Annotated in this window: 15 protein-coding genes; all 15 read right to left on the bottom strand. The window is 65.4% G+C overall.

Going from position 1 to position 13,668, the window contains the following annotated elements; all coding sequences use genetic code 11:
* Positions 1-123 precede the first annotated feature (123 nt).
* Positions 124-756, bottom strand: a complete 633-nt coding sequence (gene coaE / locus WQ56_RS01925; protein WP_047135395.1) for a dephospho-CoA kinase — start codon at positions 754-756, stop codon at positions 124-126.
* A 13-nt stretch (positions 757-769) separates the two neighbouring features.
* Positions 770-1,633, bottom strand: a complete 864-nt coding sequence (locus WQ56_RS01920) for an A24 family peptidase (RefSeq protein WP_047135394.1) — start codon at positions 1,631-1,633, stop codon at positions 770-772.
* A gap of 26 nt (positions 1,634-1,659) precedes the next feature.
* A complete protein-coding gene (locus tag WQ56_RS01915; protein WP_231583337.1) occupies positions 1,660-2,814 on the bottom strand; it encodes a type II secretion system F family protein in 1,155 nt (384 codons plus the stop codon).
* A gap of 216 nt (positions 2,815-3,030) precedes the next feature.
* Complete coding sequence (pilB, locus tag WQ56_RS01910) at positions 3,031-4,755, bottom strand: type IV-A pilus assembly ATPase PilB (RefSeq protein WP_047135392.1); 1,725 nt, start codon at positions 4,753-4,755, stop codon at positions 3,031-3,033.
* Between the two features lie 118 nt (positions 4,756-4,873).
* Positions 4,874-5,308, bottom strand: a complete 435-nt coding sequence (locus tag WQ56_RS01905; RefSeq protein WP_047135620.1) for a hypothetical protein — start codon at positions 5,306-5,308, stop codon at positions 4,874-4,876.
* A 73-nt stretch (positions 5,309-5,381) separates the two neighbouring features.
* Positions 5,382-5,759 (bottom strand): hypothetical protein, encoded by a 378-nt coding sequence (locus WQ56_RS01900; protein ID WP_052772766.1) that lies wholly within the window; start codon positions 5,757-5,759, stop codon positions 5,382-5,384.
* A gap of 325 nt (positions 5,760-6,084) precedes the next feature.
* On the bottom strand, positions 6,085-6,465 hold the full coding sequence (locus WQ56_RS01895; protein WP_052772765.1) for a SymE family type I addiction module toxin: 381 nt from the start codon (positions 6,463-6,465) through the stop codon (positions 6,085-6,087).
* A 122-nt stretch (positions 6,466-6,587) separates the two neighbouring features.
* Positions 6,588-7,310 carry a hypothetical protein gene (locus WQ56_RS18395; protein WP_156170202.1) on the bottom strand — a complete coding sequence of 241 codons (723 nt, stop codon included), beginning with the start codon at positions 7,308-7,310 and terminating at the stop codon, positions 6,588-6,590.
* 501 nt (positions 7,311-7,811) lie between these two features.
* Entirely contained in the window at positions 7,812-8,033 is a 222-nt protein-coding gene (locus WQ56_RS18390) for a hypothetical protein (protein ID WP_156170200.1), read from the bottom strand.
* A gap of 183 nt (positions 8,034-8,216) precedes the next feature.
* Positions 8,217-9,392, bottom strand: a complete 1,176-nt coding sequence (locus tag WQ56_RS01885; protein ID WP_231583320.1) for an HNH endonuclease family protein — start codon at positions 9,390-9,392, stop codon at positions 8,217-8,219.
* Positions 9,393-9,681: 289 nt separating this feature from the next.
* Entirely contained in the window at positions 9,682-9,915 is a 234-nt protein-coding gene (locus tag WQ56_RS19195; protein ID WP_231583319.1) for a DUF262 domain-containing protein, read from the bottom strand.
* 148 nt (positions 9,916-10,063) lie between these two features.
* Positions 10,064-10,534, bottom strand: coding sequence for a pilin (locus tag WQ56_RS01880; RefSeq protein ID WP_047135391.1), 471 nt, complete (start codon positions 10,532-10,534; stop codon positions 10,064-10,066).
* Positions 10,535-10,667: 133 nt separating this feature from the next.
* Positions 10,668-10,889, bottom strand: a complete 222-nt coding sequence (locus WQ56_RS18385; RefSeq protein WP_156170198.1) for a hypothetical protein — start codon at positions 10,887-10,889, stop codon at positions 10,668-10,670.
* A 32-nt stretch (positions 10,890-10,921) separates the two neighbouring features.
* A complete protein-coding gene (locus WQ56_RS01875) occupies positions 10,922-11,944 on the bottom strand; it encodes a hypothetical protein (protein ID WP_156170196.1) in 1,023 nt (340 codons plus the stop codon).
* A 255-nt stretch (positions 11,945-12,199) separates the two neighbouring features.
* Positions 12,200-13,558, bottom strand: coding sequence for an ATP-binding protein (locus tag WQ56_RS01870; RefSeq protein WP_047135389.1), 1,359 nt, complete (start codon positions 13,556-13,558; stop codon positions 12,200-12,202).
* Positions 13,559-13,668: the final 110 nt, after the last annotated feature.

Genomic DNA, 13,668 nt, shown 5'->3' with positions numbered 1-13,668 from the left:
GCCGAGTCCTTCCGCTGCAGGCTCGTCGCGTTGTCGCCACCTCCCCCGGCTGCGGGGGAGGTCGGCGCCGCAGGCGCCGGGTGGGGGCACGGGCCTTCCCCAGCAAGGTAAGACGCCGCGCGCCTACCGACCGCCAGCCGCTTCGTCACGCGCCGCCGCCAACGCACGATAGCGGGCATCCAGCGCGCCGATCCGCGCGTCCAGCGCTTCAAGGCTGTCGTCGTTGACGAAGACGTCGTCGGCGATTCCCAGGCGGGCCTCGCGCGAGGCCTGCGCGCCGATCATCTTCGTCGCCAGCGCCTCGTCGATCCCGTCGCGACGCAGCAGCCGCGCCAGCTGCACGTCGACGGGCACGTCGATCACCAGCACGCGGTGCAGCCAGGGGTAGCGGTCCCGGCCGCCCTCGGCGAGCAGCGGAATCGCCGCGACGGCATACGGACCGGACGCGGCCTCGCACGCGGTCTGCAGCACGAGGCGGATGCGCGGATGCAGGATGGCTTCCAGGCGTGCACGCGCGTCGGGATCGGCGAAGATCCGGCGCCGCATCGCCGCGCGGTCCAGCGTGCCGTCGGCGGCCAGCGCCTCGGGCCCGAATGCGGCGACGACCTCGGCCAGGCCCTCGCTGCCGCGCGCGACCGCCGCATGCGCGGCGAGATCCGCATCGGCGACGACGATGCCGCGTCGCTCGAAGGCCGCCGTGGCCGCGGACTTGCCCGAGGCGATGCCCCCGGTGAGGCCAATGACCAGCGCGACCATCGTGGCGGCTGCGCTACTGCAGGCCGGACACGCGCAGGTACAGCGCGGTCAGGTCCTCGCCCCACATGAAGGTGACCCAGCCGGCGACCGCGAGGTACGGGCCGAACGGGATCGGCGTGGCGCGGTCGCGCCCCTGCACCGCCAGCAGGATCGAGCCGACGATCGCGCCGGCCACCGCCGACAGCAGGATGATCGGCAGCAGCCCCGACAGGCCGCACCAGGCGCCGAGCGCGGCCAGCAGCTTGAAGTCGCCATGGCCCATGCCTTCCTTGCCGGTCGCCTGCTTGAACAGCCACCACACCGACCACAGGCTCGCATAGCCCACCACGGCGCCCAGCAGCGCCGGCTTGGCCGGCATGTAGAGGTTGTCGAGGCTGGCGATCAGCCCCAGCCACATCAACGGCAACGTCAGCGAATCGGGCAGCAGCTGCGTGCGCGCGTCGATGCCCGACAGCGCGACCAGGAAGCCGGTCAGCACCAGCGCGCCGAAGCCCTGCCAGCCGAAGCCGAACCGCCAGACGCAGGCCGCGAACAGCAGCATCGTCAGCAGTTCGATCGCCGGGTACTGGACCGAGATCGGCGCCTTGCAGCTGCGGCAGCGTCCGCGCAGCGCCAGCCAGCTGATGACGGGGATGTTCTCGTACCACGACAGCTGGTGCCCGCAGTGCGGACAGTGCGAGCGCTCGACGACGATGCCCGGGGGCGGGGGGTCGTAGAGGTCCGGCTCGCCGAGGATCTCCCGGCTGTCGCGCTTCCACTGCCATTCCAGGCGCCGGGGCAGGCGCAGGATCACGACGTTGAGGAAACTGCCCACCAGCAGGCCGAGGCCGGCGGCGAGGGGATAGCCCAGGGCCGGGTTTTGATCGAGGAATGCCATCTATGCTGTCACCGAGCGCCGGACCGTCAGACCACGGCCGCGAGCTTGAAGATCGGCAGGTACATGCCGATGACCATGCCGCCGACGACGATGCCGATGAAGACCATGATCAGCGGCTCGATCAGGCTGGCGAGCGCGTCGACCGCGTTGTTGACCTCTTCCTCGTAGAACTCGGCCACCTTGAAGAGCATCGTGTCGAGCGCGCCGGCCTCCTCGCCGATCGCGGCCATCTGCACCACCATGTGCGGAAACAGGCCGACCTGCTTCATCGCCAGGTTGACCTGATATCCCACCGAGACGTCGTCGCGCATGCGGTGCACGGCCTGCGCGTAGACCGCATTGCCGGTGGCGCCCGACACCGAGTCGAGCGCTTCGACCAGCGGCACGCCCGCCTTGAAGGTCGTCGCCAGCGTGCGCGCGAAGCGGGCGACCGCAGCGTTGTGCATGATCTGCCCGACCACCGGAATCCGGAGAACCGCCCGGTCGACGAGATGCTGGAAGGCGACCGAGCGCTTGAACGCGAAGATCGCGCCGGCGACCCCGATCACCAGCACCGCGAGGATCGCCAGCCACCATTTCACCAGGAAGCGCGAGGCATTGACGATGAGCTGGGTGAAGGCCGGCAGGTCGGCGCCGAACGACTGGAATACCGACTCGAACTGCGGCACCACGTAGATCAGCAGGATCGCGCTGACGATCAGCGCCACGGCGATCGTCATCAGCGGATAGAACAGCGCCTTCTTGATCTTGCCCTTCAGCTTCTCGGTGTTTTCCTTGTACGTGGCGATCGTGTCGAGCACGGTTTCCAGTACACCGGCCGATTCGCCGGCCCGCACCAGGTTGCGGTAGAGCTCGTCGAACTGCACCGGATGCCGGGCCAGCGCCTCGTTGATCGACGAGCCGCCCTCGATGTCCAGGCGCAACGCATTGACCAGATCGGCCATGCGCGGATTCTTGTTGCCCGAGCCGATGATCTCCAGCGCCTGCACCACCGGCACGCCGGACTTGATCATCGTGGCGAGCTGCCGGCTGAAGACGGCGATGTCCTTGGGCGTCACCCGACGCCCGGCGGCACCGAAAAGCGGCTTGGGCCGGGCCTTGACCACGCTGGGCTGGATGCCCTGGCGACGCAGTTCGGCGCGCAGCAGGTTGGCGCTCTTGGCCTGCTGCTCGCCCTTCATCTTGACGCCGCGCCGGTCGGTGCCTTCCCAGACGAAGGTCGCCAGCGTCACGCCAGCCCGGGCGGGCTCTGTCGGCTTGCGGGCGGCTTTCCTTGCGGCGGTACGTGAGATCGACATGTGGGCTTCCCCTGGGACCGGCCCCCCAGCCGGGCGGATCGCCGCATGGTAGCAAAAGCACCCGTGCGCCCGGCCTTCGAGGGTCGAGGTGGGGCCGGCTCAGTCCTTGGTCACGCGGTTGATCTCGGCCAGGGTGGTCAGGCCCTGGCGGACCTTCTCCAGCGCCGACTGGCGCAGGTCCTTCACACCGGCCCGCTGCGCCGCTTCGGCGATCTGCAACGCATTGCCGCCCTGCAGGATGATCGCCTGGATCTCGTCGCTCATCGGCATCACCTGGTACACGCCGAGCCGTCCCCGATAGCCGCTCGTGCATTCGTCGCAGCCGACGGCCTCGTACACCTCCACGCCGGCCCGGACCTGTTCCTCCGAGAAGCCTTCGGCCAGCAGCGCATGGTCGGGCAGCGTGGTCCGCTTGCGGCACTTGCTGCACAGCCGTCGCGCCAGGCGCTGTGCGATCACCAGCGTCACCGAACTGACGATGTTGTACGGCGCGATGCCCATGTTCATCAGGCGCGCGATCGTCTGCGGTGCGTCGTTCGTGTGCAGCGTCGACAGCACCATGTGGCCGGTCTGGGCCGCCTTGATCGCGATCTCCGCGGTTTCCAAGTCGCGGATCTCGCCGACCATGATGATGTCCGGGTCCTGGCGCAGGAACGAGCGCAGTGCCGCGGCGAACGTCATGCCACGCTTTTCGTTCTGCTGGACCTGGTTGACGCCCGGCAGGCGGATCTCGACCGGATCCTCGACGGTCGAGATGTTGCGTGTCTCGTCGTTGAGGATGCCCAGCGCCGTGTACAGCGAGACCGTCTTACCCGACCCGGTCGGGCCGGTGACCAGCACCATGCCGTAGGGTTTGTGGATCGCGTCGAGAAACAGCGCCTGCTGGTCGGGCTCGTAACCCAGCTTGTCGATGCCCAGCTTCGCCGCGCTGGCATCGAGGATGCGCAGCACGACCTTCTCGCCGAACAGCGTCGGCAGCGTGCTGACGCGGAAATCGATCTGCCGGGTCTTGGACAGGTTGAGCTTGATGCGCCCGTCCTGCGGGACGCGCTTTTCGGCGATGTCGAGCTGCGCCATGACCTTGAGGCGTGCGGTGATCCGGCCGTTGAGCTTGACCGGCATCTTGGCCACCTGGCGCAGCATGCCGTCGATGCGCAGGCGGACACGATAGTCCGTCTCGTAAGGCTCGAAGTGGATGTCCGAGGCGCCGCGCTTGATCGCATCGACGAGAATCTTGTTGACGAAGCGCACGATCGGCGTGTCGTCCTTGCCGTCGACCACGTTCTCGATCCGGCTCGCCTCCTCGTCGCTGCCGACATCGAGCGTCTCCAGCCCTTCCGCATCTTCGAGCGCATCGGCGAAGCCGTCGGAGGTCGACAGCCACAACTCGAGCATGCGACGGATGCTGTCCTCGTCGACGAGGATCGGCTCGACCGACAGGTTGGTCTGGAACTGGATCTCGTCCAGGGCCCGCGTGTTCGTAGGGTCGGCGACGCCGACGAACAGGCGCGACCCGCGCTTGAACAGCGGCAGCACGCAATGGCGGTTGAGCAGTTCCTCGCTGACCAGCCGGACGGCGCTTGCCTGCGCGTCCATCGCCGAGGCGTCGAACAGCGGCATCCCGAACTCGACCGAGTTGGCGGCCGCCATCTGCGCCGCAGTCACCAGCTTGTGCTCGCGCAGGTAGCCGGCCACGTTTCGCCGCGCCGCCGTCGCCTTGTCGAGCGCCTCCCGGGCCGCGGCCTCGCCCAGCGCGCCATCCATGACCAGCCGGCGGGCGATGCCGGTGATGCCGACGAGATTGGGGGCCGAGTTGGGGCTCATCTGATCGCTCCGCGGTGTTCGGCGGGCACTCTACTGCAATGCGCGTGGGGGCGGCGCCTCGGAGAGGGGCGGGGAAGATGGGGGCATGGCGGCGCCTGCTGGTGCGCCCTTCCGGAGGTCACTCGATCGGTTGCCAGCGCCACCACCTGTAATGATATTCCTCGTCCTCCACCTGGTAGCGCATTCCGCAGCTCGTGCAGGCGCAGATGAGCCGCTCGCCCCAGCCGCCCGGTCGCGGTGCCGTTTCGAGGATGCGCACCCAGCCCGCCTCGGCCTCGCGGGCGGGGTCGTAGAAGTCGTCCGCGGGGTACAGCGTGCACAGGCAGCCCGCGCCGTCGCGTACGAAGGCCAGCTTGCGCAGCGCGAACCTGAGATGGCTGGCGTTGGGGCGCAGCGCGCCGCCCAGATCGATATCGCGCGTTCTCGCGCGGATCGTCGCGATGTGGTCCGCGAGGTGCGTCAGCGCAGCCATGTCGCGCAGGTGGCGGATCCTGCCTGCGGCGGACCAGATCCGATGCGCGTCGCCGGAGGTCAGGTCGTCGAGAAGGTCCATCGAGCGGTTCTCGCGGTCGGATGCGGTTGTGCCATGGCGAGCGATCGCCGAATTCCGAGCGCCGACGCGCAGGTCAGCGTCGGCCTGGTGCCGGACCGCCGCGCCGCGCCGCATGCCGCCGTCGAAGCTGCGACGCCAACCAAGACAGCAGCATCGCGGGGATCGCGAGCAGCGCCGCGTACAGAACCCCCGCCGCCAGCAGCGGCCCAATGCCAGATACCACGACCGTCACCGGCACCAGCATGAGCACGACGAGCGCACCCCAGCGCCACGCGCCCACCGGGAAGACCAGGCCGAGCACCGCGGACAGCCCGAGCGCGACTGGGTAGGCCATCGTCCAGAAGCTGGCAATGTCCCAGGGTTCGACGCCGCCGGCCGCTGCGGATGCGAGTGCCCACAGGGCCGCACCGGCGACGGAGGCGGCCAGGGGTGGAACCCAGGCGCGCGTCATGACGGGTCGTTCCGACGAAAGGCGAATGCGCGGGGCGGACGCCCGGAGACGCTTGCCCCAGCTGACCACTCCGTCTGCGGGCCAATTGGCCTGAACGCATCTGTAGCCGATATGCCTGTCGCGCCTATTCCGTGGCGCTTGGCACGGTACGAAACCACGGGATAGAGGACTGCGCGCATCTGCAACTCCGGCCGGTCGACTGCAATCCATAGAGGATATCGAACAGCATGCGAACGACGGCCGTCACACACCTCACTCAACCTCGAAACATATGGGCGCGCTCACGTTTCCCTGAGGCGCGCCTTAGGGCTGACCGCGATGTCTGTCATTCCGCCTGCGTCACCGTCAGCGTCACGACGCCGGCCTCGGCCGTGATCCGCACCCGGCTGCCGACCGCGAAGCCCAGTGCCTCCAGCCACAGGCCGCTCAGCCGCAGATACGGCACCTCGTCGTCGCCCCGGTGGGCCTCGCGCGCGGGGTAATGCTGATAGCCGACGGTGCAGCGCCTGGGTTGGCGCGGGCGGCGAGGCCGCGTGCGGCGGAACTCGTCGATGTCTTGTGGGGTGCCCGCTATCAGCAGCGGCGTGAACTTGGACATGGGTATCTCCTGGCAGGTCCAGCGCCGCACGGCGCGTTCGGCTTCGGGCGGCAAGGGCTTGGGGCGGCGCACGAACGGCGCGTAACGCGGAGGCAGGTCTTCGCTCATGGCCGCGTCCCGTGGGCGACGGAGGCGGATCGGACGTCAGACGACGGATGCGGGTGCATGGAACTTCTCCTAGAAGGGCGGGGCACGCCGCTCGACGCAGCGCGCCCCGACCGATCAGCCGATCAGTTCAGAGACACGCCCAAAGGACGTTGCGATACGGCGCCAGGCAGAGCGCCATACGTGGGCCGAGGCTCGCGCACGCCGCCTCGTTTGGTGGGCGGCACGATCATCTGGTCTTCCACGGTGTCCAGCAGCGACCGGATCCTGTCCGTCGCCTCCGTGATCGCCTGGCCCAGTACCGGCAGCGTGGCATCGGCCAGGTCGTCGTTGTCGGACGCAATAACGTCGCCATGGGCCGCGATGGCCTGGATGAGCTGGCCGAGCGCATCCGCCTGGTCGACGCTCATGCCGAAGACCAGTCGGTCGCCATCGGGATCGGTCAGCGAAATCTCTGCGACAGGCTCACTCGCCGGACCATCGCCATCGCCATCGCCTCGCTCCGTCGTACGCGCGGAAGCGCCGGGATGCGCTCCCTCCCCCGCATGCGGGGGAGGGCCGGGGTGGGGGCCCTCGGCATCGGCGAACGCAGCATCCGCCGGCCTTCGTTCCCCATCCGAAACCGCATCCAGCACCAGCCCAGACTGTTCCGCCAGAAAAGCCAGATAGGTCGCCAGCTGTTCCAGGCGTACTTCCGGCGTGCCGTCCCGTTCCTCCTCCAGCGTGCGCGGCTGCGCCAGCCGGGCCAGAAACACGATGTGCTCGTGCAGTTGCTTGAGCCGCAGTTGGCCGGGTTCGGTCAGGACATAGCCCGGCAGGGCGCGGTCGTTCGCTTCGCAGTTCGACATCTCAACCTCCTCATTCCATCGAAGGGCCCGCCCACCGCGCAGGGCGGACGGGAAGTCGGGAGGTTAGAAACCGCTTAGAGTCGGCGGGCGTATTTCCCCGAAGGGTGTTGTATTAGCCGCCCTCCCGACGCAGGCATCGCGTCGGTTGCACCCGCAAGTGCACGGGCACAAAAAACCCACCAGTTTGACGGAGGTGGGGACCGCTCTAAGAGGAGTTTCTACGCTCCTTGGCGCCGAGTGTGCGGTGCCAAGGCGGCGAGTGTCAAGGTAGGAAGTGTCAGGGAATCCCGCATTGGGGCGTAGGGGAATTCTGATCTTGGTCGCAATGCAAGCTAGCAGGGTCGGCATGCGCTTAGCACAATAAAGCCGGCATGTTGGCGCGCGAGTAAAAAGAACCCCGCGCGGCGGGGTTCTCATCGAACTGCAAGGAGCTGCTTCAATCAATATCTGCGAGCTCGCCGATGTCACGGAGTCTCACGGTCCGTACTTTCGGTCGTTGCATCAAGACTTCTTCTTCGAAACTGGTTTGTGGTCACCTTTGTCGCCTTGACCTTTGTCTGGCACTGTCGTCGACTTTCGGGCCTTGTCCGCAGGCTGGGCCCGAGACACCTTGTCACCATCAGCCAGCGTTCCGTCGTCGTTGCGACGCTGGTAGCGGGAGTCCCCCTCGTTCGGGGTAATGAGCTCTCGCGGATTGGATGAAGATTTCTTGGAGGTCATCATTGATAGCTCCTGCGCCGCGGTCCGCGGCGACATGAGCGTAGGGGATGCCGGCTGGGTCGGCAACTGGATGGCGCTGTTCGCTGGATGCGCGGTCAGGCTGGTTTGCTGAACGCCCAGTTGAGTCGGGATATAACCGCTGTTCGAGCAATTCACGGCGCCGCTTAAGGACCACCGGCTCGGCGGTCATGCCTGCTCCAGCTCCCAATGCCCCGTCAGTACACCGACGAGCCGCTCCTGGCGGGCCGCGAGAACCTCAATCGTCCAAACCTTCTCCGATCGCACTTCCTGTGTCAGGACGAATGGAGATGCAATGCCTTTCCCCTTGAAGTAGACATCTTTCTTTAAGGTGAATTCGTAGTTCCTGGCAGAGGGGTTTTTGCGAATATGCAGGGGGACGAGGTTGGCCAGGCGATGCGTCCAGGAATCTCGCTCATCTTCGTCGGGGAACTCTTTAAGCCACTGGGAGTTGATGGCGGGCGTCTGAGGGAGCACATGCTCCAGCGATATATGTTTGAACGTCTGCTGCTTGCTCCCGTCGCTGGATAGGGCTTCAAGACGCAGGATCAGCGCTCTTCGAGCTTTCGGCAGCCTGCGATAGATGTCGCCATCCAATGCGGACATGAAGTCCCGTTTCTGGTTGTCCGACAGGTTCAATGTCATCAGCTTGGCCGGATCGCCCGCGAATGCCGATGCCTCGGTCTCTCTGGTGAGAGTCGCATAGGTCTCGATGCGTTCGTTCACGCCCGCCTTGGTGACGAGCAGAAAGTAGGTCAGCCGTTCGAGCGCCTTAAAGAATGCTGCGACCAGCTCGGGTCGTTGGCGGAAGCGCTTGAAGTACACGAGCGCCGGAGGCACCCAGCCGTTGAAATCCACCTCGTTGAGCCACGACAGATACTCGTTGATCGTCTCTGCATGTGTGGACGCCTCGAAATCGGCATTCCTGATGAAATTCCACACCTCGGCGTATGGCTTGATGACCTCGTCAATCAGGATGGTGGGCGTCGCGTATTCGGTGACGCTGTCCTTGAATTCCTTGACCAGCGTTGCCCGCTGCTTCTGCTTGGCATAGAACGTGCGGATGTGCCCGAACAGATCGCTGAATCCGGCGCGGCCCAGCATCCGCTCGATGCGGCTCCATTGCTGGGCATACGCACCGCTTGTCGCGGCGTCCGTCAGCTTGCGGATGTCGCCGAGGATGGCCGCCTTCAGGATGTCGACGGGTGCCAGCTCGAGGTCCCGATCGTTGAGGACCGAAAAGATGCGATATGCCGCTTCGAAATTTGGTGTCGAGATGACCCCCAGCGAGCAGCTCGTAGCCAGGAACTTAAACAGCGCCGCGCGCTCCACCGTAGGCAGCAATTTGGCCCGCTCCGACAGAAGCGTCGCATTCTCGCGGTATCTAAGCTGGCTGTCCTTTAATACATTGGAGCCAGCAAGCAGACGCTCGATCCCGTCTGGTTCCTGGATGTAAAAAGAACTCAGCGTCGTCCTCGCGCGCGATCAGGCGGTACTCGTTCGTCTCGCCGAGGATGGTCATTCCTTTCTTGTAGAGGAAATCGGTGATGTCGTCGGCCGCTTCGGGCAACGCCCAACGCAGTACGGAAAATAGAATCGTCAAGGTACTCAGGCGCTGCTGACCATCGACTATTCAGGATCTTGGCGACTGGTCTTCCTTGATGAGGGCAATACTGCCGAGAAAGTACTGGCTGGCGGTTGCTGGCGTACGGGCATCCTGCATGGCGGCCAGCAAGTCGTCCAGCAATTCTCCCGCTTGCTCGGTCGTCCATGCGTATGGCCGCTGGTAGTCCGGAATCTCGAAGCGATAGTTGCCCTCGAAGATCTCGCGGATCAAATTGTCGTGTGCTTCCAGTGTCTTTGTCACCTTCTTCTTCCTTGATGGTAAATTCTAGATTATGAGTTGTGATTGGGGCGCGCGCTCGAACCTCGTGGATAAAAAAAACCCCGCCGGGGCGGGGGTTTTTTTGAGCTAAAGCAGGTTTACGTCGGCGATTCCGTCAGTATCCTTACGGTTACTCCCCGGAAACGGTGCGGCAGTTGGCCGGGAAGTACTTGTTCAACGTGGCAGCAGAAGGAGCGCAAGCCCAGGTAATCGGGCCTGCGTAGCCAGCAGCAACGGTAGTGTTGGTGTCGCCCTGCTTAGGGGTGAACGTCACGCTGCCACTATCAAGAGCCGACACGCCGGTCCCCTGAATCGCGACAGTGATCACGCCACTGGCAACGGTCACGGATTCGACAAACTTGGACTCAATATTTGCAGCGGCGTCAAGTCCGGCTGCGCTGTTGTCGGCCGGAAGTGCGCCACTGGCTTGGAAAGATTCTGCTACTGCGGTCTTAGCAGCAGCGGCAAAGCCGATAACCTCGGCCATCTTTGCACGGTTGGTGTAATCCTGATAAGCCGGCAACGCAATCGCCGCCAGAATGGCGATGATCGCCACGACGATCATCAGTTCGATCAGGGTAAAGCCCTGCTGCTTCTTCATGGTGGAGCTCCCGAGGGGTGATGACTTCACGTGCCTGAGGTGCGGCGGGTGCCGATCCGTGGGCAGCCGTGCGACATGCACGTGCATCGGGACTGTCGCATGTGTCGTGCCAAATCCCTGTTTGCCTCGCTATTCACGTAAAATGGCTTGAAACCAGCAGTGCTCCTGCCGGTTTCTCCGCTTTCGGTCGACATAGAGCGTCGCTTTTGGACGCAATTTGGCACATGCGTGAGGTCGTGCCGACCAGATGGGGTTGGGGTACCGTGTCGTAGCTGTAGCGTGTGTCGCCTTCCGCCAGCATCGGCAGCAGGGGCGACAGCTTGAGTGCAATTGATCCGCCATGGATCTTGGACACATCGAGAGGTCTTCGACGCGCCGTCCTGACCCCTAGTCGTGGCAGCCGATGCCGTACAAGGAAGCGATGTTGGCGCGTGGCACGAAGTACGTCGGTCGGGGCTCGCCAGGTTTGCGGACCAAAAGTATGTCGCCGGCCGGCGCTACCACGAACAGTCGGGTGCCGAGGTCCGGCGGTGCGCGTCCGGGAGCCCAGGTCACTTCGGCGCAAGCCGCACCGCCGGTCAACGGCGCCCGTAGCACTGCGCCCACAAGTGTTGCGGATGCGGACGGTATGAGTACGAGCAGTGTCAGCCCGACTGCCACGTACTGTCCGATGACCGTCAACGGGCGTGAATGGCTCCCAATACGTCTTGCGATCATCGCTGCGCCAATCTGTACGACGCCAAGCGTGGCCGTTGTGGCGACGATAAGTGCGACCGCCAACGGAACGGAATCCTGACGCTCCGCGAACCGAAGGCACGCAAGGATTACGGTGATGAGTGCGAACAACTGCGCTAGCGATGCAAATGCGGCGTTCAGCCATAGATCGAATGGAATCTCACGGGCATGTCGTCCGGTGCTGCGGACAAAAATGAGCGTGGTGAGCGCGAGGATGGCGGCGACGAGGGTGAGGAGATTCGTGCTGGACGGATTTGTGTCCGGAATGGTCGCCAGAAGCAGCGCCATGGTCGGTGCGATGATCGACAACGACCAATGCCAGACGATACTTCTTCGCCGCGCACCTGCGGCGCCGATTTCATTGGCCAGGCTTGCGCTACCGGTGCCGCCGCGAATGAGCAGGAACCAAGCTGGCATGAGCAGGAGAATGACGAGCGCGAACACCAAGATCAGGATCAACGTGAGAATTACAGGGATTGCAGTGATCGTTGATGACGAAGTCAGATCCAGCGGCACCTGGTGCTGATGCGCGTAATGCAATAGGCAGAGGACGGTGACAATTAGGCCAGCGATTGAGAGTGGCCAAGCGCGATCGTGCAGCCATTTGAGTCCAGCATCGATTTCCTCAGTGAGGGTAGAGGGCGGCGTGGGGAGGGTGTCATGTGGGGTGGACATTCCTGGTTTCCGATGGTTTGGCTCAAAGCCCCATCGGGCTGTATGCGCGTTTCCTTGAGGCCGTTTCGACCTCAAAAGTGCGAAGCGTGACCGATGCCCTGCTTTGGTGTGCCGACCATCCCTTCCCCGCGGGCATCTGGTCGAAGGTCTCGGCACACTGGCATGAGTCATCGCACTTATCGTGTCCCCACAATCAGTACGCGGATTTCCCTCTGCCTGGAGAATGGGCTCGTCAGGACCTATGAGGTTGCATGGCTAATTTGCTGTGCCGGCTCCTGGCTGTCGCTGCGCGTCCTCCCCCGAAGCGCGTGTCCTGCGAGTGCGTCGAGACACGTTGTTCTCGCGCGATAGGGCCTGCAACGGCAGCACGATGCGGAAGGTGCTGCCTTCGCCCGGCGCACTGTCGATCTCGATGTCGCCGCCGGCTGTGCGCACGAGGTCGGCCGCCACGGCCAAACCGAGTCCGGCGCCCTGGCCGGCAGGCCGTGTCGTGAAGAACGGTTCGAGGCACCGTGCCCGGGTGGCGGCGTCCATGCCGCGGCCGGTGTCGCGGGCGACGATCTCCACGCGGTCCGGCGCGCGCAGGGCGACGGAGAGTGTGAAGCGGCCGCCGTCGGGCATGGCCTGCTGGGCGTTCGTGGCCAGGCCGAGCAGGACGAGTTCCAGTTGGGCGCGGTCGAAGCGGATCGCCAGGCCGGTGCCGGCGTCGAGATCGAGCGCGACGTCGACGGTCGACGGGAAGGTCTGGCGCAGCATGGGCGCGAGTTCGGCGATCGCCTCGACGGCGTCGAAGGTCTCGGGCCAGGCGTCGTCGTGGCGGCTGAAGTCGACCAGGCGATGGCTGACCGCGCCAGCGCGGCGTGCGGCGGCCTCGGCGCTGCGCAGGGCGGCCTTCATTTCGTCCGGGTCGTCGGTGGCCAGCCCGCGTCCGGCATGGCCCATGACCAGGGCGAGCAGGTGGTTGAAGTCATGGGCGATGCTCGAGGCCAGCCGGCCGACGGCCTCCATCTTCTGCGCATGCAGCAGCTGCGCCTGCTGACGCTCGCGCTGTTCCATTTCCAGCAGCAGCCGGTCGCGCACTTGCGCCAGGTCGCTGCCGCGGCGGCGGGCGAGGGCGAGGCTTTCGTGGAGGGCGACGAGGGCCTGGTCGACGACGAAGGCGACCAGCCCCAATCCCAGCACAGCGGACAGAGCCGCCAACGCCACGCCCACGACGTGTCCGGGCGCGAACAGCAGCGGCTGCGCATCCTGCCAGGCGCCGATCGCGACCAGCGCGGCCATCCATGCGGCTGCGGTCCACAGCACCCGACGCCCCAGCAGCACCGCTCCGATGAGGACGGGCAGCAGTTGCAGCCAGTGCTGCGGGCCCTGCAGGGCGAGGCCCCAGCGCGGATAGGCGACCGACAACACGAGCAGACTGCCGAGCACGAAGGCGACGGCGGCGAGGCGTGTTGCGCCCCGCCGCGCCGCGACGAAGCAGCTCCACAGCAGTGTGGTGTGGACGGCCGTCAGCCAGAGCGAGACGGAATCGAGCAGGCCATCGAAACGCCACCAGGCGATGGCGGTCGACAGCGGTTGGTAGACGCCACAGAACACGAGCACCCATTGCAGCATGGATGCGTTACGGTGGTCGGCGGCGTCGACGGGGGTGACGGCACTGGGCTCGCCTGGTGACGCCGCGCCGGGCCGCGCCCTGTTTGCTGAATCTGTCCGCATGCGGTCCA

The organism is Luteimonas sp. FCS-9 (assembly GCF_001014645.1).
Taxonomy (GTDB): domain Bacteria; phylum Pseudomonadota; class Gammaproteobacteria; order Xanthomonadales; family Xanthomonadaceae; genus Luteimonas.
This window is presented reverse-complemented; position numbering and strand designations above follow the sequence as displayed.

Excerpts from the sequence above, each read along its gene's own strand:
- coaE (WP_047135395.1), bottom strand. The coding sequence starts at position 756 with ATGGTCGCGCTGGTCATTGGCCTCACCGGGGGCATCGCCTCGGGCAAG.
- WQ56_RS01920 (WP_047135394.1), bottom strand. The coding sequence starts at position 1,633 with ATGGCATTCCTCGATCAAAACCCGGCCCTGGGCTATCCCCTCGCCGCC.
- WQ56_RS01915 (WP_231583337.1), bottom strand. The coding sequence starts at position 2,814 with ATGAAGGGCGAGCAGCAGGCCAAGAGCGCCAACCTGCTGCGCGCCGAA.
- pilB (WP_047135392.1), bottom strand. The coding sequence starts at position 4,755 with ATGAGCCCCAACTCGGCCCCCAATCTCGTCGGCATCACCGGCATCGCC.
- WQ56_RS01905 (WP_047135620.1), bottom strand. The coding sequence starts at position 5,308 with ATGGACCTTCTCGACGACCTGACCTCCGGCGACGCGCATCGGATCTGG.
- WQ56_RS01900 (WP_052772766.1), bottom strand. The coding sequence starts at position 5,759 with ATGACGCGCGCCTGGGTTCCACCCCTGGCCGCCTCCGTCGCCGGTGCG.
- WQ56_RS01895 (WP_052772765.1), bottom strand. The coding sequence starts at position 6,465 with ATGAGCGAAGACCTGCCTCCGCGTTACGCGCCGTTCGTGCGCCGCCCC.
- WQ56_RS18395 (WP_156170202.1), bottom strand. The coding sequence starts at position 7,310 with ATGTCGAACTGCGAAGCGAACGACCGCGCCCTGCCGGGCTATGTCCTG.
- WQ56_RS18390 (WP_156170200.1), bottom strand. The coding sequence starts at position 8,033 with ATGATGACCTCCAAGAAATCTTCATCCAATCCGCGAGAGCTCATTACC.
- WQ56_RS01880 (WP_047135391.1), bottom strand. The coding sequence starts at position 10,534 with ATGAAGAAGCAGCAGGGCTTTACCCTGATCGAACTGATGATCGTCGTG.
- WQ56_RS01875 (WP_156170196.1), bottom strand. The coding sequence starts at position 11,944 with ATGTCCACCCCACATGACACCCTCCCCACGCCGCCCTCTACCCTCACT.
- WQ56_RS01870 (WP_047135389.1), bottom strand. The coding sequence starts at position 13,558 with ATGCTGCAATGGGTGCTCGTGTTCTGTGGCGTCTACCAACCGCTGTCG.